This is a genomic window from Nonomuraea sp. NPDC003754 (assembly GCF_053605785.1).
This window is the reverse complement of record NZ_JBSGJX010000007.1, coordinates 222,371-242,197: the sequence shown is the minus strand read 5'-3', so window position 1 is coordinate 242,197 and position 19,827 is coordinate 222,371. Positions and strand designations below refer to the sequence as shown.

Sequence of the window (19,827 nt, the reverse complement as noted above, 5' to 3'; positions counted from 1 at the left end):
CCTCCAACGACCAGGGTGGGTCCGCCCAGGCTCCGCCTTCTCTCGGCCGCAGCCCCAAATGACCAGCAGTGTATTGAGGGCTCCTGTTGATCGACAATGTGTCGGCTGCCCTTTCCAGGAGGCGGACAGGCCGGCGTGCCTGAGCGTCGCGCAGTAGCGCAGTTCTCTCCGCAAGATCCTTCTTGTTCTGATGTCATTACGTCGGGAGGGAACTCCGAGGCACGGACCAGCCCCTCGACCCCATCCGCCACCTCGACGAACGCACCGAACGGGATCACCTTCGTGGACGGCGTCCCCCGGCCCCTGGCTCAGGGACGGTCACCCCCGGTCGCCGTCCGGGCGTCGAAGGCGGCGCGGGCGGCGTCGATCTCGCCGAGGTGGTCCTCCGCCCACACGACCAGGCCGCCCATGGTGTCGAGCAGGGCGCGGCCCATGGCGGTGAGCGTGTACTCGACATGCGGCGGCATGACCGCGCGGACGGTGCGGGAGACGATGCCGTCGCGCTCCAGCTCCCGCAGCGTGACGGCCAGCATGCGGTGGCTGATGCCGTCGATGCCGCGGTTGAGCTCGGTGAAGCGCTTGGTGCCCGAGCCGAGCTGATGGATCACCGACAGCGACCACTTCCCGCCCACGCGGTCGAGGATCTCGCGGGCCCGGCACGCCGCGGGGCTGTGGTTCATGGTCGTCTCCCGGTGGAGTGTGCCCTCCGGACGCGAGGGCGGCGCCCTTACTGAGAAGAAGCTACTTACCTGAAGTGGGTCTGTCGAGATCCTCGCCCCGCGCCCGGGCCGTCGCGTAGGCGGCGGCCTCGGCGCGGTTGCGCAGGCCCAGCTTGGTCAGCACGTTGCTGACATGGTGGGAGGCGGTCTTGCGGCTGATGAACAGCCGCTCGGCGATCTCGGGATTGGACAGCCCGAGGCCCATCAGGTGGAGCACCTCCCGCTCCCGCTTCGACAGGACGCCGACCTGCTTGGGCCCGGTCCTGCCGCGCACCCCCAGCGAGCGCAGCAGCGCGGCCGCCGCGTCGGCGTCGGCGCGGGCGCCGAGCCGTTCGGAGACGGCCAGCGCCGTCCGGGCCTCGGCGATCGCCACCTCGGGCGCGGACGGGCGCAGGGCCTCGGCCAGCGCCCGCCTGGCTCGGGCCTCCTCCAGCGGGAGGCCGGCCGCGACGAAGCCCGCCAGAGCCGCCTCGAGATGGCCGCGGACCTCGCCCTCGCCGGCGAGCGCGGCGGCATACTCGGTGAATGCCCTGGTCAGCGGGGTGCGGGCGGCTTCCGGCAGGGCGCGCAGCCGGGCGCACACCAGCCGGGCGGCCGCCAGGTGCCCGGCCGCCGCCTCGGCCTCCACCAGCAGCGCCAGCAGCGGCGCCCGCAACGTCTCGCCCTCGGGGCCGCCGTCCTCGTGGTCCCCCTGGTCCGCGTCCTGGTCTGTGCCCTCCTGGTCCCCCTGGTCCCCTTGGTCCCCGTCCTCGTGGTCTCCCTGGTTCTCGGCGCTCCGGCCGTCCACCGCCAGCCCGCGGCGGAGTACCGTCGCGGCGCGTTCCGCCTCGCCACGAGCCAGGTGCAGACCGGCCAGCGGCCGTACGGCGTACCCGTCGTGCTCGTGGCCGTCGAGGAGCCGCTCCGCCTCCTCCAGCCGGCCCTGCCGTACGCGCAGGTCGGCCAGGCGTGCCACCGAGCCGGAACGGAGGGCCCGGTAGCTGGCGTCGTACAGGCGGACGGACGTGGTCAGCTCGTGCTCGGCCTCGGCCCACCGGCCCGCGGCGGTGAGGATCCCGCCGTAGTACATCCGGCAGATGGCCGCGGCCCACACGACGTCGGTGCGCCGCACGAACGCCTCGACCACGGCCGTCCACTGCTCGGCCCGCCGTACGTCGAGAACCATCTCGCAGGCCAGCAGCATCTTGCAGTAGATCTCGCCGACCACCGCCACGTTCCGCACCTCGCCGCCCACAGCGGCCGCCGCGGCCTCGTCGAGCCGGCGCATGCCCTCATCGGTACGGCCCCGCTCCACCAGGCACACGCCGCTGTAGGCCAGGGCGTCGAACTCCAGGTCCGTGTCGCCGAAACGGACGGCGAGGCGCCGCGCGGCCTCGATGTGCCGCAGCCTGACGGCCTGGTCGTCACTCGCCATCGCGCAGGCCAGCTCGACCCAGCCCCGCTCGGGGCAGTCGCCCGCCGCCTCGGCGAGGTGCTTCCCGCGTTCCAGCCATCCGCTGGCGACCGCGTAGTTCCCGTACAGCGCGACGTACTCGAACGCCAGCCAGTAGGCCGCGATCACCGCCGGATACCGCGTCTCACCTCTGGCGCGGAAGCCTGCGAAGGCCCGCTCGCGTAGTGCGACCGCCGTGCCGTACTCGCCCAGCCAGCACAGCGCCTGCCCCAGCCCGTCGAGCGCCTCAGGAGTCTCCTCCCGCGCGAGGGCGGTCTCGAAGGCGGCGCGGGCGTCCTTCCAGTGACCTGCCGCGAGGGCGGCCCTCCCGGCGGCAACGGCCTCATCGACCCCCACGTCACGATTATCCCGCCGCGAACGCGCCCGCGAATAGGGCAGTCGCCCCATGCTCCCGTGCCTGGTCGCGGCGCATGCTGGCCGGGAACCCGGCCACCTGACACGGAGCGTGCGCGATGAGCAGCCCGATGGAGACGTTCCAGCTCTCGGTCGACCAGGCGGAGAGCTACGAGTCGAGTTTGGTTCCCGCGATCTTCGGCGAATGGGCGCCGCGGCTGGTCGAGGCGGCCGGCGTCGCGGCCGGCCAGCGGGTCCTCGACGTCGCCTGCGGCACGGGTGTCGTCGCCCGCGCCGCCGCCCGGCGCGCCGGGGAGCGGGGACGGGTGACCGGCCTCGACCTCAACGCGGCCATGCTGGCCGTCGCCCGGCGGCTGCGCCCCGACCTCGAATGGCGGCAGGGCGACGCGGCGGATCTGCCGTTCGCCGACGGGTCGTTCGACGCCGTGCTGTGCCAGTCGGCGCTGATGTTCTTCCCCGACCCCGTCCGCGCCCTGCGCGAGATGGCGCGCGTCGTGGCCACGGACGGCCGCGTGGCCGTCCAGGTGTGGGCGCGGCTGGAGCGGCAGCCGGGTTACGGCCCGCTCGTCCAGGTGGCCGCCCGCCACGCGGGGCCCGAAGCGGTCAGCCTGCTGAGCGCCTACTGGAAGCTGGGCGACACCGACGCGCTGGCGGGGCTGTTCGCCGCCGCCGGGCTGCGGGTCACCGCCATCACCGCCCGCACCGGGACGGTACGGCTCGGCTCCGTCGACGAGCTGGTGCGGATCGAGGTCGAGAGCACGCCGCTCCGCGAACGGATCAGCGACGAGGTGTACGGCAGGATCATCGCGGACGCCCGGGAGGAACTGGGCCGGTTTCGCACGGGCACCGGCATCGCCGTCCCGATCGAGGGGCTGCTGGTCACGGCGGTTCCCGGCGCCCCGGGCACGGCGGGCGGCCTGCTCCCGGCCGTCCGGCTGCGGCGCGCCGCTCCGCCGGGCTGAGGGGCCTGCTGGAAAGGGCTCATGGCGAGGTCATGGGTGTGACTCGGGCGCGGTGGCGGCGAACCGCATCGCGGTTGGCGCACCGGTGGGAGCAGTAGCGCTGCCGTCCGGTGCGGGAGGTGTCGGCGAAGACCAGGGTGCACCCGTCCACGGCGCACCGCTGCAGCCGGTGCATCCCCCGCCCCGCCAGGTGCAGCGCGGTGCCGACGGAGATCAGCGCGAACAGCACGGGGCCGAGCGGCTGCCGGTCGTCGCGGTAGTGCAGGTGCCAGCCGGATCCGGAGTGGTCGGTCAGCCGCGGGTAGGCCGCGGCCGCCGCCAGCATGCGGTTGAGCAGTGCGGCGCGCTCGTGCTCGTCGGTGGCGTCGACGATCTTCTCCCACGCGTCCAGCGTGTCCAGGGTGTGGCCGAGGTCCTGCGGCGTGACCGGGCGCTCCAGCACCAGCCCGGCGGCGCGGCAGCGGTCCGCGAGCTCGTCCGCGGTCGCCGGGCGCCGGTTGGCCAGGCTCGCGGCCAGCTTCACGGCGCCCTCGCCGTAAGGGTTGAGATGCATAAGCTCATTACATCAGGCTGTTGGGTATGAGGTACCACAGCGATGTACGGCAGGCAGTCGAGGATGACGTCGCGGAACTCGTGCGCCTGCGGGCGTTGCTGTTCGCGACCCTCGGCGGCGACTTCTTCAACCCCTCCTCAGCGGGCGACGAGTGGCGGCACGCGCTCACCACGGTTCTGAAGGACAAGCTGACCGCCGACGACGCGTGCATCCTGGTCGTGGACGGCGACAACGGTCTCGCCGCCTGCGGCATCGGCACCATCGAGCAGTGGTTCCCCGGCCCGCACTCGCACAACGGCCGGGTCGGACACGTGATCGGCGTGGTCACCGACCCCGCCTACCGGCGCCGCGGCCACAGCCGCGCGATCATGCACGGGCTGCTCGACTGGTTCCGTGAACAGGACGTCGCCCGCGTCGACCTGCACGCCTCCCGCGACGGTGAACCGCTCTACCGGTCGCTCGGCTTCGTCGAGCACCCCGACCCCGCACTGTACTGGCGCCCGTGACGGCCGCCCGCACCGGGGCCGGTACCGGTGCGGGCGCGAGCGCTGAGCCGCCGGTGCCCGGCGGAGACCGTCAGCTCGGCCGGTGGCGCAGGCTCGGCCGGTGGCGCAGCAGGGAGGCCACGCGGTCGATGCGGTTGGTCCAGACGCCGCCGGAGTACCCCTCGGGGATCCTGGCGACATCGGCGGGGGTGTCGAAGCCTTCGGAGAAGTCCCCCGATCCCGCCACGACGATCACCCGGGTGCCGTGCTCGCGCATCCGGGCGACGAAGGTGTGCGGCCAGCCCCACATCCATCGGGCGTACTGCTCGGGAAGGTGCAGCTGCGTGTTCTCGCACGAGTCCGGCACGTATCCCGTCCAGCCGACGGCGGCGTAGCGCAGCAGGCAGTCCTTCATCGTCTGCCGCGACATGACGCGCATGCCGGGCAGCCTCTTCCTCAGCGCCGCCACCGGCAGGTCGCCCCCGTAGACGGCGAGCGTGCGCAGCCGGTCGGCGGGCAGCGTGGCGAGGTAGCCGGCGAGCCGCTCGCCGTCGGCGGGTTCGTCGCTCTTGACGTGGATGAGCAGTTCCCGGCCAGGGAAGGCGGCCATGACCTCCTCGATGACCGGCATCCCGCCCACGCCCTTGCCGCGGAACGGGTGGGTGGCGCCGTCGTCGGCGGTGTAGCCGTGGCCGATGTCGAGCCTCTTCAGCTCGGCGAGCGTGTGGTCCCGCACGGCGCCCGTGCCGTCGGTGCGGCAGTCGAGCGTGGCGTCGTGGAAGACGGCGATGCGGTCGTCCCTGGTCACCTGGACGTCGAACTCCACCATGTCGGCGCCCGCCGCGAAGCCGGCGCGCATCGAGTCGAGGGTGTTCTCCAGATACGGGTGCTCCGGCTGGTGGATGCGCTCCGCCGTACAGGTGTCGTTGGTGATGCCGTCGAAGCGGAAGGTCTGGGCGAGCCCGCGGTGGGCCAGCAGCAGGGGTGGGCCTCCGTCGGCGGCCCGCCACGAGGCGTTGTTCACGTACACGAAGGCGGCGAGTGCGAGCAGGGCGACGAGCACGACGGTGCGGCGTCGGAAACGCATGGTGGCAGGCTCCTGGAGGTAGACGGCGGCACCAGGATCGCCGCCGCGGCAGCCGAGGAGAACCGGCGAAGGACGTAGCCGCACTATGCCTTTAGGACTGCCTCGTAGGACTCCCTCGGCGGTTCGTGGCCGTGCGGCTTTCAGGGCTCGGCCGGTCGTGGCCGTGCGGCTTTCAGGGCTCGGCTGGTCGCGGCCGTGCGGCTTTCAGGACTGGCGCAGCAGGTCGCGCGCGAGCAGCGCGGCCTGGGTGCGGCTGCTCACCTGCAGCTTCGCCAGGATGTTGCTGACGTGCGTCTTCACCGTGCGCTCCGCCAGCGTCAGCGCGCCGGCGATGTCCTGGTTGGCCATCCCCTGCGCGATCAGGCCGAGGATCTCGCGTTCCCGCCTGGTCAGCGTGCTGACCCCGGCTCCCGCGGGTGGAACGGCCGCCGGGCGCTGCTTGGGCCACAGCATGTCGACCGCTGACGAGCTGAGCGCCGTCACCCCGCCATGCGCGGCGCGTACGGCGGCGGCCAGCTCGCCGCCGCTGGCGTCCTTGAGCACGAAGCCGTCGGCACCGGCGGCGAGGGCGCGCTGGATGTCGGCGGCGCGCCCGACGGCGGTGAGCATCAGGACGCGTGCGCGTGTCTCCGGGTGCGCGCCGCGCAGCAGGGACAGCGCCCGCACGCCGTCCATGCCGGGCAGGTACAGGTCGAGCAGCACGACGTCCGCGGGGTCCTGATCGGCGGCGAAGAGGTCGAGCAGCGCCTGGCCGTCCGCCAGCTCGCCGACCACGTCCACGTCCGGCTGGGCGCCCAGGATGAGGGCGAGGCCTTCCCGTACCAGTGCCTGGTCGTCGACTATGACAAGCCGGATCATGTGCCCGATGGTAGGGGCTCGGGGGAAGCGAGGCGGTGTGAGGCAGGTGCTCGCCGGCCGGTTGCGCGTCAGGTGGCAGGTCGTGGTGGACGTCGCGCTCACGGCCGTGGCCGCCGCGCTGTTCGCGGCCGGGGGACCGGCCTCGGTGCCGCTGTCGGTGGGCCAGATCCTGCCGCTGGCGTGGCGCCGCCGCGCGCCCGGGGCCGTGCTGTGCGTGGTCGGTGTGTTCACGGCCGCGCACATGGCGGCGGGGATGACGCGCGCGCTGGGCTACCTGCCGGCGTTGGTGGCGATGTACACGGCGGCGACCAGCGAGGCGCGTCTGGTCCGGTGGGGCGTGTGCGGCGTGACCGCCGCGGCCGTCGCCGCGAGCACGCAGCGCGGCCTGGGGGAGGTCGTGGCCATCTTCGCCGCCGCCTGGATGCTGGGCGTCGAACGCCGCCGGAACGTGCGGGAGCGCAGCGCGTTCGCGGCGGAGAGCGCCCGGCTGCGGCTGGAGCGCCGCGTCGTGGAGGAGCAGCTGGCCGCCGCCGAGGGCCGGGAGCTGCTGGCCCGGCGTCTGCACGACACCCTGGCCCGCACGATCACCGTCATGCTGGTCCAGACGGAGGCGCTGCGCTCCGCCGCACGGTTGACGCCCGCGGACGGCGAGCGCGTCGACCGGGTGCTCGGCGCGGGACGGGAGGCGCTGGCCGAGGTCCGCGACGCCATCAGGGACCTCGACGCCCTGGAGGTGGCGACCGCGGCCGACGACCTCACCGAGCGGCTGGACCAGCTGCGCGCCGCGGGTCTCGACGTTCCGGCGGCGCCGCCCCAGCTCGTGGCCGAGCTGCCCGCCGCCGTGCGCGCGGTGGCGCACCGGCTCGTCGGCGAGGCGGCCACCAACGCGCTCAGGTACGGCGGGCCCGGCACGCGCCTGGACCTCGCCGCGGACCGGGACGGGGACGGCGTCACGATCACCGCCACCAGCCACCCGCCCCGCCACGCCACACGCGGGGCGGAGGGGACGGGCTACGGGCTGCGCAGCCTCACCGCCGACGTCGAGACCTACGGCGGCACCCTGGCGTACGGCCCGAGGGAGGACGGCACCTGGGTGGTGGCCGCGACGTTCCCCCACGTCCCCCTGAGGTGATGCGCCCCCGGGGAGTACGCGGAACACACGACGGAATCCTCACGTGTACGGCGGGAGCCCACCGCAGGATGACGCCCGGCCGGACCCGCGTCGGCGATGCTCGGCTGGGACCGTGCTTTCAGGCCCCGGCCGCGTACGCCTCCAGCTCGGCCAGGTACCCGTCCTTCACCTGCCGCGGCAGCCACGCGATCTCGAAGGCGTTGCGCTGCACCTGCAGCAGTTCCTCCCTGGACAGCTCCAGCGCCGCCAGGTTCTCCTGCACGTATCCGGGGAAGTACGCCGGGTCGTCGGAGTTGATCGTCACCCGCACGCCCAGGTCGAGCAGCTTCCTGATCCCCTCGGCCTTCATCGAGTCGGTGACGATGGAGTTGGAGATCGGGCAGCAGGTCAGCCCGATCCCCCTGTCGAGGACCCGCTGCACCAGCGCGGGGTCCTCGAGGATGTTGACGCCGTGGTCGATCCGGTCGACCTGGATGTCGTCCAGGCACTGGCGGATGTGCTCGACGGAGTTCTCCTGGTCGACGTCGCAGTGCATGGTCAGCAGGTAGCCCTCCTGCCTGGCCCGCTCGTAGACGGCGGCGAACTTGGCCGGCGGGTTGCCCTTCTCGTCGGAGTCGAGGCCGACGCCGACGATCCACTGCTTGTACGGCAGCGACTCCAGCAGCGTCGCCATGGCGTACTCGGCCTGGAAGTCGCGCAGGAAGCACATGATGAGCTGGGCGCGGATGCCGAGCCGGGCGTCGGCGTCCATGAGCGCGCGGCGCAGCCCGCGGATGATCACGTCGAAGGGGACGCCGCGGGAGGTGTGCGCCTGCGGGTCGAAGAAGATCTCGGCGTAGCGGACGTTCTGCGAGGCGGCCTTGCGCAGGTAGGCCATGGCCAGGTCGTAGAAGTCGGGCTCGGTGCGCAGCACGCCCATGCCCTCGTAGTAGACGGCCAGGAACGACGGCAGGTCGTCGAAGGAGTAGGCGGCCCGCATCTCCTCCACCGACGCGTACGGCAGGGCGATGCCGTTGCGCTGGGCCAGCTCGAACTTGAGCTCCGGCTCGAGCGTGCCCTCGATGTGCAGGTGGAGCTCGCACTTGGGCAGCCCGGCGATGAAGTCGTTCATTGGATGACCTCCACGATCTCGAGGTTGACGCAGTCGACCAGGCCGAGGTCGGTGACCGCGTAATCAGGGATGGCGGTGATGGACAGGAAGAACAGGTACATCAGCGGCGCGGGCAGGCCGCACCCCAACGAGCGTGCCACGTCGTCGAGCCGCTGTTCGAGCACCGCCATCTCGGCGGCGGGGATGTCGGACACGATGCCCGCGACGGGCAGCGGCAGCGACTCGACGACCGTGCCGTCGACCACGATGACCTGGCCGCCGCCCATCGCCGAGACGGTGTTGACGGCGAGCGCCATGTCGGCGCGGGAGGCGCCCACGCAGATGATGTTGTTGTCGTCGGGGGCGGCGCTGGTGGCGATGGCGCCCTTGCGCAGGCCCATGCCGCTGACCACGGCGACGGGCATGTTGCCCGTCTTGCCGTACCGCTCGACGACGGTGACCAGGAGCGCGTCGTGCTCGACCGACGGCTCGACGACGCCGTCGACGACGGGCAGGGTGACGTCGCGCCGCCTGCGCACGAAGACCTGCTCGGTGAAGTTCAGGGTGAGCACCGTGACCTCGTCGGCCGCCGAGCGCAGGGCCAGGTCGTCGGCGGTCACCTGGCGCACGGGGAAGGGCCGCACCTCGCCCCTGGCCGGCGGTACGGCGGGCACGACCATGGCCCCGTCCCTGGCCACCAGACGGCCTCCGGCGACGACCTCCCTGACCTTGAACTCCTCCAGCGAGTCGACGATCAGCACGTCGGCGAAGCGCCCGGGCGCGATGCTGCCGACCAGGTCGTCGATGCGGTACATCTCCGCGCAGTTGACGGTCGCCATCTGGATCGCGGTGACCGGGTCGACGCCGGCCTTGATCGCCATCCTGACGAGCTTGTCCATGTGCCCGCCGGCCAGCACGTCGGCGGCGTGCACGTCGTCGGTGCAGAACGCGACGCGCCGCGCGCCCACCTTGGCGACGACCTGGATGTTCTCCTCGAGGAAGTGCGCGACGGACGACTCGCGGACGATCGCGTAGATGCCCTGGCGCAGCTTCTCGAGCATCTCCTCGTGGGAGTAGGACTCGTGGTCGAGCCTGATGCCCGCGGCGGCCAGGCCGGCGATGCGGCGGGCGTCCGACAGGGGCGCGCACCCGAAGATCGGCAGCCGCCGCTGGTGGGCGAGCTCGAGCGCCGCCATCACGGCGGGGTCGCCGTGCTCGACCATCTCCTGGACGGTCTCCCAGACGCCGACGCACTCGGGCCACTCGTGCGCGACGCGGTGCTCGGCGGGGCCGAAGGTGTGCCCGACGGTCGACTGCGGCACGGTGTAGGGGGCCTTGGCGGGGGCGCCCCACCAGATCCGCATGCTGGTGGCGGCCGCCTCGTTGAGCGCCTGCCGTACGCCGTCGAGGCCCTGCGCCACGAGGATCTGGTCGAGGCCGGAGACCACGCTGGTGGTGCCGAAGGGGACGACCAGGTTGGCGAAGCTGGTCACCGACAGCTTGCTGCACTCGATGTGCAGGTGGCCGTCGATGAGTCCGGGCACCAGGAAGCCGCCGCGCGCGTCGATGATCTCGGTGTCCGGGCCGCGGTCGAGGGCGGGGCCGACGGCCGCGATCCGGTCGCCGCTGATGCCGATCTCGGCCGGGTACAGCTCGCCGGTCAGCACGTTGACGAGCGTGCCGTTGGTGATGATCGTGTCCGCGGGCCGGCGGCCGTAGGCGACATCGAGCAGGTCATGCATGGGCGAGCTCCTTGACGGGGACCGGTCGGCGGTCCAGGGCGGCGTAGACGATTCCGGCGACGACGAAGCCGGCGAAGATGCTGAAGTCGGAGCCGCCGGTCGCGCCGGAGATCCAGCCGACGAACACGCTGGAGTTCAGCCAGAGCGCGGCGGCCACCATGCCGGCGGCCTGGGCGATGAGGCCCGGCCAGCGGACCTGGTCGGGGGCGTGGTCGTCGAACAGCGCGGCGGCGTCGTAGCGGCCCCTGCGGCGCAGCCAGTCGGTGACGTACACGCCCGCCCACGGCGCCAGCCAGATCACCAGCAGGCCGAGGAAGGCGTTCAGCATCGTGTTGAACGAGTCGGAGGTGATCGCGACGAAGGTGATGATCACGCAGAGGATCAGGTCGAGGACGACCGCCAGCCACCGCTTGACGTTGATGCCCGCCGCCTGCAGGTTCAGGCCCGAGGAGTACAGGTCGGTGGTGTTGGCGGCGAAGAGCGTGACCACGGTCAGCAGCAGGTACGGCACGACGAACCAGGACGGCAACGCACCGGGCAGCCCGGAGATCGGGTCGCTGGCGTTGGTCACCACGGTGGCGACGGCCGCGCCGAGGACCATCAGCAGCAGGTACGGCACGAAGCCGCCCAGGAAGGCGTAACCGAACACGGCCTTCCTGGAGGAGTCGACCGGCAGGTAGCGCGAGTAGTCACCGCCCAGCGGCGCCCACGACAGGCCGCCGCCCGACATCACCAGCATGACCGCCAGCGTGAAGGTGGAGAAGTCCGCCGATCCCGCCGCCGACAGGTTCGCCTTGGGCGCGACCAGGATCGCCATGATCACGAACATCGCCAGGAACACCCAGGTGAGGTACTTCTGCGCCTTCATGACCGCGGAGTGCCCGATCAGCGGCAGGATGAGCTGGATGACCGCGGCGACCAGCACGATCGCCACCTTCAGCCCGAGACCGTCGCTCGAGACGCCGGCCTGCTCCAGCAGCGTGAGCCCGGCCAGGGTGATCATCACCATGCCGCCGGCCTCGAAGCCGACCATGTTGAGCCAGCCGAAGAAGCCGAGCACGCGGGCGCCCTTGTTGCCGTAGGCGGCGCGGGAGATCGCCATCGTCGAGGTGCCCTGCTGCATCCCCTGGATGCTGCTGAACCCCACCAGGGGGAAGGCGAGCAGGTTGCCGATGACGATGGCCGCCACGGCCTGCCAGAAGCTCAGCCCCATCGCGACGACGATGGTGCCGTAGACCACGGTGAAGACGGTCGTCGTCGTGCCTGCCCAGAGGAAGAGCAGGTCGCGAGGGCGGCCGTACCGCTCGGCCGCAGGAACCAGCTCGATCCCGCGTTGCTCCATGGACGGTTCCTTCCGGAGTCGCTGAATACCGGATTCAGTGAACCAGGAGGGTCTGACCAGGACGGTTATCGGCGGCTACGAGATCGGCCCGCCGGTTTGTAGCCGCCTACAAGGTGATCGCCAGGCCGACGGCGAAGAGCAGGCCGTAGGCCATCTGCAGCTTGCCCGTGGCCTGCAGCACGCCGATGAGCGCGGGGCCGGTGGCGCCCGACAGGACGGTCTTCACCGGGCCGATCGCCAGCGGCGCCGCGAGCACCGGCAGCGCGGCGAACGGCGTGAACGGGATCAGCAGCAGCGGGATCACCAGCGGGGCGACCAGGCACACCGTGTACATCACCCGCGTGCGCTCGGCGCCCAGCACCACGGCCAGCGTGCGCTTGCCCGCCGGGCCGTCGGTGACGACGTCGCGCAGGTTGTTGATGACGAGCATCGAGCACGACAGCAGGCCGATCGGGACGGAGGCGGCCAGCGCTACCCACGACAGGTGGCCCGTCTGGACGAAGGCGGTGCCCATCACGGGGACGGGGCCGAAGAAGACGAAGACCGCCGCCTCGCCGAGCGCGCGGTAGCCGTAGGGGCGCTTGCCGCCGGTGTAGAACCACGCGGCCGCGATCGCGGCGGCGCCGACCAGCAGGATCCACCAGGCCTGCGTGGCCACCACCAGCGTCAGGCCGGCGACGGCGGCGGCGGCGAAGCAGCCGAGCGCGGCGGCCAGCACCTCGCGAGGGGCGGCCACACCCGAGCCCACCAGGCGCATCGGGCCCACGCGCCGGTCGTCGGTGCCTCTGATGCCGTCGCTGTAGTCGTTGGCGTAGTTGACGCCGATCTGCAGTAACAACGCCACCAGCAGGGCCACCACGGCACGCCACCAGATCGGGCCGCCCTCGCCGACCGCCAGGCCGGTGCCGACGACGACGGGTACGACCGCGTTGGGAAGGGTGCGCGGGCGGGCGCCCTGCACCCACTGGCTGAGCGTGGCCATCAGCTGATGTCCGTCGTGAGCCTGACCATCCGGATCGGACGGCCCATGTCGAGCACGCGTTCGGCCATGTCCTCGCCCCATCCGGCGGACTCGAGGAAGCCGAGCATCGCGTAGTTCTCCGCGAACACCCAGGTGACGATCTGCCGGAAGCCGTCCTCGCGCATGTAGTCGACGGTCGCGTTGAGCAGCCTGCTGCCGTGGCCGCGCCGGACGAAGTCGGGGTCGACCAGCAGCGTCAGCATCTCGGCCGTCACCGTCGGGTCGAGGTCGGGGTCTTCGGCGGGCGCGTGGGAGACCAGGCCGACCACGCGCTCGCCGCCGCGCGGCGTGGCGGGCGCGTTGGCGCCGCCCAGGCCGAGCGCGGGAAAGCCCTCGGTGTCGAGGATGGTCTCCACGGCCACGAGCACGCGATGCATGCGCGTGGGCGGCGAGGCGATCGCCTCGTCCCACTGGCGCAGCCACATCTTCTCCGCTGCGGGGCCCGTCATCTGCTCGAGCGGCCCTTCGGGGAGGAACTCCCGATAACCGTAGCGCCAGGCGCGGATCTGAGTGTTCGCCACCTGGAGCACATCTCCGCGCCGGGCCGCCCGGACGCCTACGTCTGCCATCTCGGCCCGCTCCTTCGCCTGCCGTTGTGCCCGCGACCGGAGGATCTCGAGGGCACGTGTTACACCGTATCGGTGATTCGGGGCTCGCGATGACGCCTGACTCGATAAACGCGGGTGTTCGTCCGGTTACGACATCCCATCGTAAGGGCTTGATCAGCTCAGGCGCGCGTACGCGGAGGCGAGCCGCCGCACCCCGTCGGTCAGCTCGGCCACATGGACGGCGGCGCTGTGCGTCAGGCGTAGGCGCGGCCCCGGCGGTTCGGTGGGGTAGTAGATGCGGCCCGGGCTCACCTGAACCCCGTTCCTGCGGGCCTCCTCGACCAGCGCGGCCTCGTCGACGTGCGGCGGCAGCCGTACCCACAGGTGCAGTCCGCCGTGGGGGACCAGGTGCGGCTCGGCCTCCGGCAGCGCGGCGGCGAGGGCGGCGGCGAGCGTCGCACGGCGTGTTGCCAGCTCGGCGTGGACGGCGGTCAGGTGACGGGGCCAGGCGGGTGAGCTCACGAACTCCAGCGCCGTCTCCTGCAGCGGCCTGGCCACGAAGAACGACTCCACGAGCTGGCCGGCCCGCAACCGGTGGGCGGCCGGGCCCCGGGCGATCACCGCGGCCAGGCGCAGGCTGGGGGCGAGGATCTTGGTGAGCGAGCTGATGTGGACGACGGTGCCGTAGCGGTCGAGGGCGATCATCGGGGTGGGCGCGTGCTCGGTCAGGTAGCGGGCGTAGTCGTCCTCCACCACGAACGCGTTGTGCGCCCTGGCCACCTGGAGCACCTGCTCCCTTCGCACGTCGGTGAGCGTCGCGCCGGTGGGGTTGTGCAGCGTCGGCTGCGAGTAGAAGACCCGCGCGCCCGTCACCGCGAACGCCTCGGCCAGCAGGTCGGGCAGCACGCCGTCGGCGTCCATCGGCACCGCGGCCGTCCGCAGGCCCGCCGCCCTGGCCGCGGCCATGGCGCCGGGGTAGGTGGGCGTCTCCATCAGCACGGTCGTGCCAGGGGCGGCCAGGGCGCGGAAGGCGTGGCTGAGCGCGGCCTGACCGCCGCTGACGACCAGCGCGTCACCGGCGGTCAGCTCGCCGCCCGCCTGCCGGGCGAACCACCCCCGCAGCTCGGGGACGCCGGTCAGCGGGGGAGTGGCCCAGGCGTTCAGGCGCTTGACCGCCCGTGAGGCGGCCGCCGACAGTTGGCGGTCGGGCCGCATGGCCGCGTTCAGGTAGCCGCCGGTCAGCGGGATCACGTCTTCGGGCGGCGTCGTGAGCAGCGCCGTGACGCCCGAGTCGTCGATCACCCGGTCGCCGAGCGCGACCGTCTGCCACGACATGTCGGAGATCTCCGTGAGCCGCGCGGGGCGAGGGGCCACGAAGGCGCCGACGCCGGGCCTGGTGACCACCCTGCCCTCGGCGGCGAGCTGCCCGATCGCCCTCGAGACGGTCACCGGGCTGACCCCGTGGCGCCGCATCAGCTCGCGGCTGGACGGCAACCGGTCGCCCGGCTGCTTCGTCCCGATCTCCTCGCGCAGCATCGCGGCGATCTGGGCGATACTGCTATCGTCTTTCATGAGAAGTAACAATAGCGCTATCGTGTCCGGTGGAGTAACGGTTCCCGTACGGGCCGATCACGCCAGGCGTGGCACCCTCCTCGCCTTCCTCGGCGTGCTGGCCTTCTCCGGCTCCTTTCCGGCCACCGTGTTCGCGATGCGCGGCTTCGACCCGTGGCTGGTGGCGATCGGGCGGGCACTGCTGGCCGGCCTCGTCGCGCTGGCCTGCCTCAAGGCCGCCCGGCTGCCGCTGGTGCCGCCGCGCGCCCAGTGGCGCCCCTACGCGTTCATCTCCCTGGGCGTGGTCTTCGGCTTCCCCGTCTTCAGCGGCCTCGCCCTGCACCTGGGCGCCGGCACCGCCCACTCCGCCGTCGTGATCGGCCTGCTGCCGGCCGCCACGGCCGCCTTCGCCGTCTGGCGCGCGGGCGAACGCCCCCGGCCGCTGTTCTGGGTCGCCTGCGCGGCCGGAGCCGTCGCGATCACCGTCTTCACCGTCTCCCAGGGCGGCGGCAGCGTCTCCCTCGCCGACCTCCTGCTGGTCGCCGCCCTCCTGTCGGCCGCGCTCGGCTACACCGAGGGCGGCCGCCTCGCCCGCACCACGCCCGGCTGGCAGGTCATCTCCTACGCCCTGGTGGTGTCCATCCCCGTGACGCTGCCCGTGACCGCCGCGCTGGCGCTGACCACGCCGGTGTCGTTCTCGGTGGCGTCCGTGAGCGGGTTCCTCTACGTCGGGCTCATCTCGATGTTCCTCGGCTTCGTCCCCTGGTACGCGGGCCTGGCCCAGGGCGGCATCGCCCGCGCCGGGCAGACCCAGCTCACCCAGCCGCTGCTCACCCTGGTGTGGGCGTGGCTGTTCCTGGGCGAGCGGTACGGCATGGCCACGGTGCTCGGAGCGCTGGCCGTCCTGGTCTGCGTGGCGGTGACGCAGCGCAGCCGTACGTAGTCCTTGAAAGATGTGACAACTCAGCGCAGGATGAGCGCAGGAGGTGTCACAAATCATGGCCGACCTCACGATCCCCGAAGGCGGATTCTGGCCAGCGCCCGAGATCCCCCAGCCGAACATCTATCCGATGGAGTGGCGGGTCGAGACCGAGAAGCTGGCGGCGATCTACGAGAAGTCCAAGCGCATGGTCTGGAACCCCGCCGACCTGCCCTGGGACGGGCTCTCCCCCGACGACTTCACCGTCGAGCAGCGGCTGGGGATCATGTACTGGTTCGCCGTCCTCGCCAACTTCGACGCCTCAGGGCCCGCGGTGTTCGCCCGCGCGACCATCCAGGCGTTCGAGAAGCACGAGGAGGACCCCGTCCGCAAGTGCTTCTTCTCGATCACCAGGGACGAGATGAACCACGAGGAGTGCTGCCAGCGCACCATCGCCAGGCTCTGGCCCGGCGGACCCCTCGACTGGACCCCCGTCACCGACCTGGAGAAGGCGGCGCACAACAACATCGGCTGGCTGTACCACAACGGCGGGCGCTACTGGAACGGCTACACCGCGGCGGTCGGCAAGTACTCCCTGCCGGTGCTGTTCACCTCGTTCATGATGGGCGAGATGGCCGCGTCGACGCTGTTCAGAGGCATGGCGTCGGGCACCAGGCACCCGGTCTTCAGCGAGATGTTCCAGCGCATCGGCCGCGACGAGTCCCGGCACCTCCAGATCTGCATGACGATCCTGGAGAACGAGTGGCCAGGCCTCACCGACGACGTCCGCTCGCTGATCACCCGGCAGCTGCGGGCCGGGTTCGTCTTCCTGTCGATGATCCTGTGGGAGCCGCCCGAGGGGTTCTGGGACCTGCCGCCGTACTTCCTGCCCAACCACCGGGTGCTGATGGACCACGCCCGGACGGCGGGGCTGGGCGTGCTGTCGTACGAGGAGCAGGCCGAGAACTGGCGCGTGGCGATGGCCAGGGTGCGGGCGATCGTGGAACGGTGGGGGATCGAGTTCCCTGCCATCCCGGAACTGGACATCGACGGCGTGCAGGTCGACTTCATCGACCCCGAGGAGATCATCCCGGTCTTCTGAGCCACGGCCGGGCGGCCGGGCGCCCCACCCCGGGCGCGTCGCCTGGCCGACGACCGCGGAGCGCCGATGCGCCTTGGAGCGGCTGTGACGTGCGACCTGCGGCGGCGTTCCGGGGATGGCCGGACGACCGGTCGTGGCGGCGGCGCAACGGGCCTTCAGGCGAGCCCCGGTAGGCTGCCGGCCGTGTGGGGCAGAATCGACGGGCTCAGGATCCTGGGCCTCGGCACACCGGGTGACCTGCGCGCCCGGCTGAACGACCTGGTCCTGTCCGGCGCCAAGACCGGCACGGCCGGCCTGCTCGCCCACGACTACCGCGCGGAGAACGAAGAGCTCGAGCACGTCGGCGAGCGCCTGGCCCTGGTCGACGACGACGACCACCGGCTCGCCGAGGTGGAGGTCACCGGGGTGAAGGTCGTGCCGTTCCGCCAGGTGACCTGGGAGTTCGCCCAGTCGGAGGGCGAGGGCTACCGGTCGGTCGAGCACTGGGGCGAGGTGCACCGCCGCTTCTGGAACGATGCCGGATACGAGGTCGACGACACCACCGAGGTCGTCTGCATGTCCTTCCGGCTGGTGGACGGCACCGAACGCGGTGCGTGACGGCCTCCGGCAGGCTCAGCAGCCGGAGCCCTCACCTGCCGCCTCAGGCCACGAATCGCGCGAGGCGACGTAACTGCCCCGGTAGGCAACGGTGAAGACCAGTCCCTGCTCGCGGAGCCTGGCGACCGCCTCTCTGACGGTCACCTTGGCGACCCCGAACCGTCTCATGAGTTCCTTCTCGCTGGGGATGGGCCTGTTCGGGCGCAGCTCGCCGTTCCTGATCCGCTGAGCGAGTTCGCCTGCGATGACGTCGTAGAGCGGCGCCTTCCGGCGTTTGCGGGGCACTCCTGGCTCGCCCACGAACGTCCCCTCCCCTTGCACCGTGTGGACGAGGCCCCAGTCCCTGAGCTGCTGGGCCACCCGGCGGGCCGTGGCGCGTGCGACGCCGAACTCGGCCTCCAGCATGGCCTCGCTGGGGACGGCGTCACCAGGGCGGAGCACGCCCTCGGCGATGCGTTCGCGGAGGCAGTCGGCGATCTGCCTGTACAAAGGTACGGGTCCGTCTCGGTCAAGCACAGACGTAAGATAGACGCCTGGATACAAGCAGTCGAGCGAATTCAAGCCTGGGGCCACGACTCCTTCGGTGAGACGAAGCTTCCCCGTGCGGGGACCGTGTAGATCCAGCCTTGCTCGCGAAGCAACGCCATGGCGCGCCGTACTGTCTCGCGGGCCACCTCGTACTCCTGCGTCAACGCCGTCTCGCCGGGGATCGGCCGGCGAGGCTGGAGTTGCCCGGTCCTGATGCGCTTCTCGATATCGCTGGCGATCTGCCGGAACAACGGGGTTTTGCGCGGATTACGGGGTGCTGCGCCCGGGTGTCCGACGAATGTGCCCTCACCTTGGACGGTGTAGATGAGCCCTTCCTCGCGCAGCACGTGAATGGCGCGCCGTGCCGTGGTCCTGGCGACCCCGAACTCCTTCTGGATGTCGGCCTCGCTGGGCACGGGATGGCCCGCCGACAGCCCGTCGATGCGCTGCCGGATGATCTCGGCGATCTGAAGATAGAGATGGGTGTCTCCGTCGTAGTCGAGCACATACGAAAGCTAGGCGAACGGGTACCAGGTGGCGCATAACGCTCCGTCTACTTGGGCAAGTTATTGCGTCTTGCTAGACGTAGAGATACGACTAGACGTATTCTCCTTCGTGTGGAGAAGGACGACTGGCCCGAGGTTGTCTGCGTCAGTCGACATGTCGCCGGCCTCGCTGAGGACTACGTGTCCATCGACTGGTCGTTGGAGGTGCCGCGTGCCGATCGGGTGCGGGTGAAGTCGTACACGTGTAACTGCGTGCCGGTGTTCTACGAGCTCTGCCAGGCGGCTGGGCTGATGTTCATCCGGCGCCTGAGCCAAGGAGGAGAGGTGACCCTGGTTCATGAGTCGCCGTGGCTGCGTTGCGCCGAGGTGGAAGATCTCTGGCAGCGACTCCTTCGCGGGGAGGCGCGTTGATCATGTTGTGGAAGGTCATCGCCTGGCGGACGTGTCTGGCCGGGGCGAGACGACCTCCTCGGCTCGGGCGGCATCGGTCGGGGAAGCAGTCGTGGGGTTGGTGGATGCCGATGCTCGGCCTGTCCGAAGGCGGCGTCCACCGCGGCCGGTGGGACTGACCGGCATCCTTCGTCCCTCACTGGTCGTACCGCGGGCTCGGCTCTTGCCCGGCCGGCCCGGGGTGCACGGCCTCGCACAGGGGTCATCCCAGGTTCCGTGTCCTTGTGCGAGGCCACTCCGGCGGGCCGGGCCCGGCCCGCCGGAGCAGGGCGTTGTTGTGAGCTTGTAGGTGTGCCCCGGGCGGGTGGTCCTCTCGGCCGTCCGGGGTGCGTGGCCGCTCGTGGGGGCATCCCCTTGGATCAGCCGTCCCTGCGAGTGGTCGTCTCCGGCGGGTCTGGCGCGGACCCGCCGGAGACGATGCAGGTGCCCCACGCCGTGCGGTGTGGGAGCGCCGGGAAGCGTGCCCTGGGCGATCTTCGCTCGCTCGTCCGGGGCACGTGGCCTCTGTGGGGCATCGTCACCGGTAACCCTCACTCACCGACCCCACAGAGGCCTCTCACCGTGTGAGCGTGCGGATGTCCGACGTGTCGTGCAGCGACCTCACCGGGACATTCCAGCTCGTGGCCGTACCCCGGGCGGAGTCTCTCCCGCACCCCCCTGCCCGAGGTGCGCGGTCTCCGGCCGGGCGTCGTTCCCCCATGGAGCACTTGCCCGTGGAGGCCCGCTCCGTCGGACCGCGCCCGCGCCGGCGCGGCCCGACGGAGGTGAGTGACATCGAGTGTGGTGGCCCCGTACTGCGTCGCGGGGCCGCCCGAGCGGTACAGGCGC

20 protein-coding genes are annotated in these 19,827 nt (G+C 71.6%); 7 read left to right on the top strand and 13 right to left on the bottom strand.

Annotated features, from left to right (window positions below; all coding sequences use genetic code 11):
* Nucleotides 1–308 precede the first annotated feature (308 nt).
* Both ACWEVS_RS11975 and ACWEVS_RS11970 read right to left on the bottom strand, forming a co-directional pair.
* Nucleotides 309–680 (bottom strand): winged helix-turn-helix transcriptional regulator, encoded by a 372-nt coding sequence (locus tag ACWEVS_RS11975; protein WP_452412697.1) that lies wholly within the window; start codon nt 678–680, stop codon nt 309–311.
* A gap of 61 nt (nt 681–741) precedes the next feature.
* Nucleotides 742–2,508, bottom strand: a complete 1,767-nt coding sequence (locus tag ACWEVS_RS11970) for a LuxR C-terminal-related transcriptional regulator (protein WP_452551278.1) — start codon at nt 2,506–2,508, stop codon at nt 742–744.
* A 116-nt stretch (nt 2,509–2,624) separates the two neighbouring features.
* Between ACWEVS_RS11970 and ACWEVS_RS11965 the strand changes: the two genes are divergently transcribed.
* Nucleotides 2,625–3,488: a class I SAM-dependent methyltransferase gene (locus ACWEVS_RS11965; protein ID WP_452551276.1), complete on the top strand. Its 864-nt coding sequence runs from the start codon at nt 2,625–2,627 to the stop codon at nt 3,486–3,488.
* 19 nt (nt 3,489–3,507) lie between these two features.
* Here ACWEVS_RS11965 and ACWEVS_RS11960 read toward each other — a convergent pair whose 3' ends face one another.
* The gene (locus ACWEVS_RS11960; RefSeq protein ID WP_452412700.1) at nt 3,508–4,041 is read right to left on the bottom strand and encodes a CGNR zinc finger domain-containing protein; all 534 of its coding nucleotides are present in this window, start codon (nt 4,039–4,041) and stop codon (nt 3,508–3,510) included.
* Nucleotides 4,042–4,067: 26 nt separating this feature from the next.
* On the opposite strand from ACWEVS_RS11960, the gene ACWEVS_RS11955 reads away from it, so the two are divergent.
* Nucleotides 4,068–4,547, top strand: a complete 480-nt coding sequence (locus ACWEVS_RS11955; RefSeq protein ID WP_452412701.1) for a GNAT family N-acetyltransferase — start codon at nt 4,068–4,070, stop codon at nt 4,545–4,547.
* A 70-nt stretch (nt 4,548–4,617) separates the two neighbouring features.
* On the opposite strand, the gene ACWEVS_RS11950 is transcribed toward ACWEVS_RS11955, so the two are convergent.
* Nucleotides 4,618–5,613, bottom strand: coding sequence for a glycerophosphodiester phosphodiesterase family protein (locus ACWEVS_RS11950; RefSeq protein ID WP_452551275.1), 996 nt, complete (start codon nt 5,611–5,613; stop codon nt 4,618–4,620).
* Nucleotides 5,614–5,817: 204 nt separating this feature from the next.
* The gene (locus ACWEVS_RS11945; RefSeq protein WP_452551273.1) at nt 5,818–6,471 is read right to left on the bottom strand and encodes a response regulator; all 654 of its coding nucleotides are present in this window, start codon (nt 6,469–6,471) and stop codon (nt 5,818–5,820) included.
* A 37-nt stretch (nt 6,472–6,508) separates the two neighbouring features.
* Between ACWEVS_RS11945 and ACWEVS_RS11940 the strand changes: the two genes are divergently transcribed.
* Nucleotides 6,509–7,603 (top strand): sensor histidine kinase, encoded by a 1,095-nt coding sequence (locus ACWEVS_RS11940; protein ID WP_452551271.1) that lies wholly within the window; start codon nt 6,509–6,511, stop codon nt 7,601–7,603.
* 118 nt (nt 7,604–7,721) lie between these two features.
* Here ACWEVS_RS11940 and ACWEVS_RS11935 read toward each other — a convergent pair whose 3' ends face one another.
* From ACWEVS_RS11935 to ACWEVS_RS11910, 6 genes are all read right to left on the bottom strand, one after another.
* Nucleotides 7,722–8,714 carry an adenosine deaminase gene (locus ACWEVS_RS11935; RefSeq protein ID WP_452551269.1) on the bottom strand — a complete coding sequence of 331 codons (993 nt, stop codon included), beginning with the start codon at nt 8,712–8,714 and terminating at the stop codon, nt 7,722–7,724.
* Nucleotides 8,711–10,435, bottom strand: coding sequence for an adenine deaminase (locus tag ACWEVS_RS11930; protein WP_452551267.1), 1,725 nt, complete (start codon nt 10,433–10,435; stop codon nt 8,711–8,713). The genes ACWEVS_RS11935 and ACWEVS_RS11930 overlap by 4 nt, the downstream gene beginning before the upstream one ends.
* Nucleotides 10,428–11,777 (bottom strand): purine-cytosine permease family protein, encoded by a 1,350-nt coding sequence (locus ACWEVS_RS11925; RefSeq protein ID WP_452551266.1) that lies wholly within the window; start codon nt 11,775–11,777, stop codon nt 10,428–10,430. Before ACWEVS_RS11925 ends, ACWEVS_RS11930 begins: the two co-directional genes overlap by 8 nt.
* Before the next feature lie 106 nt (nt 11,778–11,883).
* Nucleotides 11,884–12,759, bottom strand: coding sequence for a 1,4-dihydroxy-2-naphthoate polyprenyltransferase (locus ACWEVS_RS11920; RefSeq protein ID WP_452551265.1), 876 nt, complete (start codon nt 12,757–12,759; stop codon nt 11,884–11,886).
* Nucleotides 12,759–13,367, bottom strand: a complete 609-nt coding sequence (locus tag ACWEVS_RS11915; protein WP_354906714.1) for a GNAT family N-acetyltransferase — start codon at nt 13,365–13,367, stop codon at nt 12,759–12,761. The genes ACWEVS_RS11920 and ACWEVS_RS11915 overlap by 1 nt, the downstream gene beginning before the upstream one ends.
* Before the next feature lie 153 nt (nt 13,368–13,520).
* On the bottom strand, nt 13,521–14,918 hold the full coding sequence (locus ACWEVS_RS11910) for an aminotransferase-like domain-containing protein (RefSeq protein ID WP_452551263.1): 1,398 nt from the start codon (nt 14,916–14,918) through the stop codon (nt 13,521–13,523).
* A gap of 22 nt (nt 14,919–14,940) precedes the next feature.
* Between ACWEVS_RS11910 and ACWEVS_RS11905 the strand changes: the two genes are divergently transcribed.
* The 3 genes from ACWEVS_RS11905 to ACWEVS_RS11895 all read left to right on the top strand — a co-directional run bounded on the left by ACWEVS_RS11905 (nt 14,941) and on the right by ACWEVS_RS11895 (nt 17,515).
* Nucleotides 14,941–15,840: a DMT family transporter gene (locus ACWEVS_RS11905; protein WP_354906712.1), complete on the top strand. Its 900-nt coding sequence runs from the start codon at nt 14,941–14,943 to the stop codon at nt 15,838–15,840.
* Between the two features lie 55 nt (nt 15,841–15,895).
* Entirely contained in the window at nt 15,896–16,918 is a 1,023-nt protein-coding gene (locus tag ACWEVS_RS11900; RefSeq protein ID WP_449916930.1) for a hypothetical protein, read from the top strand.
* 183 nt (nt 16,919–17,101) lie between these two features.
* On the top strand, nt 17,102–17,515 hold the full coding sequence (locus ACWEVS_RS11895) for an ASCH domain-containing protein (protein ID WP_452551261.1): 414 nt from the start codon (nt 17,102–17,104) through the stop codon (nt 17,513–17,515).
* A gap of 15 nt (nt 17,516–17,530) precedes the next feature.
* Here the strand turns inward: ACWEVS_RS11895 and ACWEVS_RS11890 are convergent, their stop codons facing one another.
* Together ACWEVS_RS11890 and ACWEVS_RS11885 are read right to left on the bottom strand one after the other, a co-directional pair.
* Nucleotides 17,531–18,004: a GntR family transcriptional regulator gene (locus ACWEVS_RS11890; RefSeq protein WP_452551259.1), complete on the bottom strand. Its 474-nt coding sequence runs from the start codon at nt 18,002–18,004 to the stop codon at nt 17,531–17,533.
* Nucleotides 18,005–18,072: 68 nt separating this feature from the next.
* Nucleotides 18,073–18,549, bottom strand: coding sequence for a GntR family transcriptional regulator (locus ACWEVS_RS11885; RefSeq protein WP_354906708.1), 477 nt, complete (start codon nt 18,547–18,549; stop codon nt 18,073–18,075).
* Nucleotides 18,550–18,660: 111 nt separating this feature from the next.
* On the opposite strand from ACWEVS_RS11885, the gene ACWEVS_RS11880 reads away from it, so the two are divergent.
* Complete coding sequence (locus ACWEVS_RS11880; protein WP_354906707.1) at nt 18,661–18,960, top strand: hypothetical protein; 300 nt, start codon at nt 18,661–18,663, stop codon at nt 18,958–18,960.
* Nucleotides 18,961–19,827: the final 867 nt, after the last annotated feature.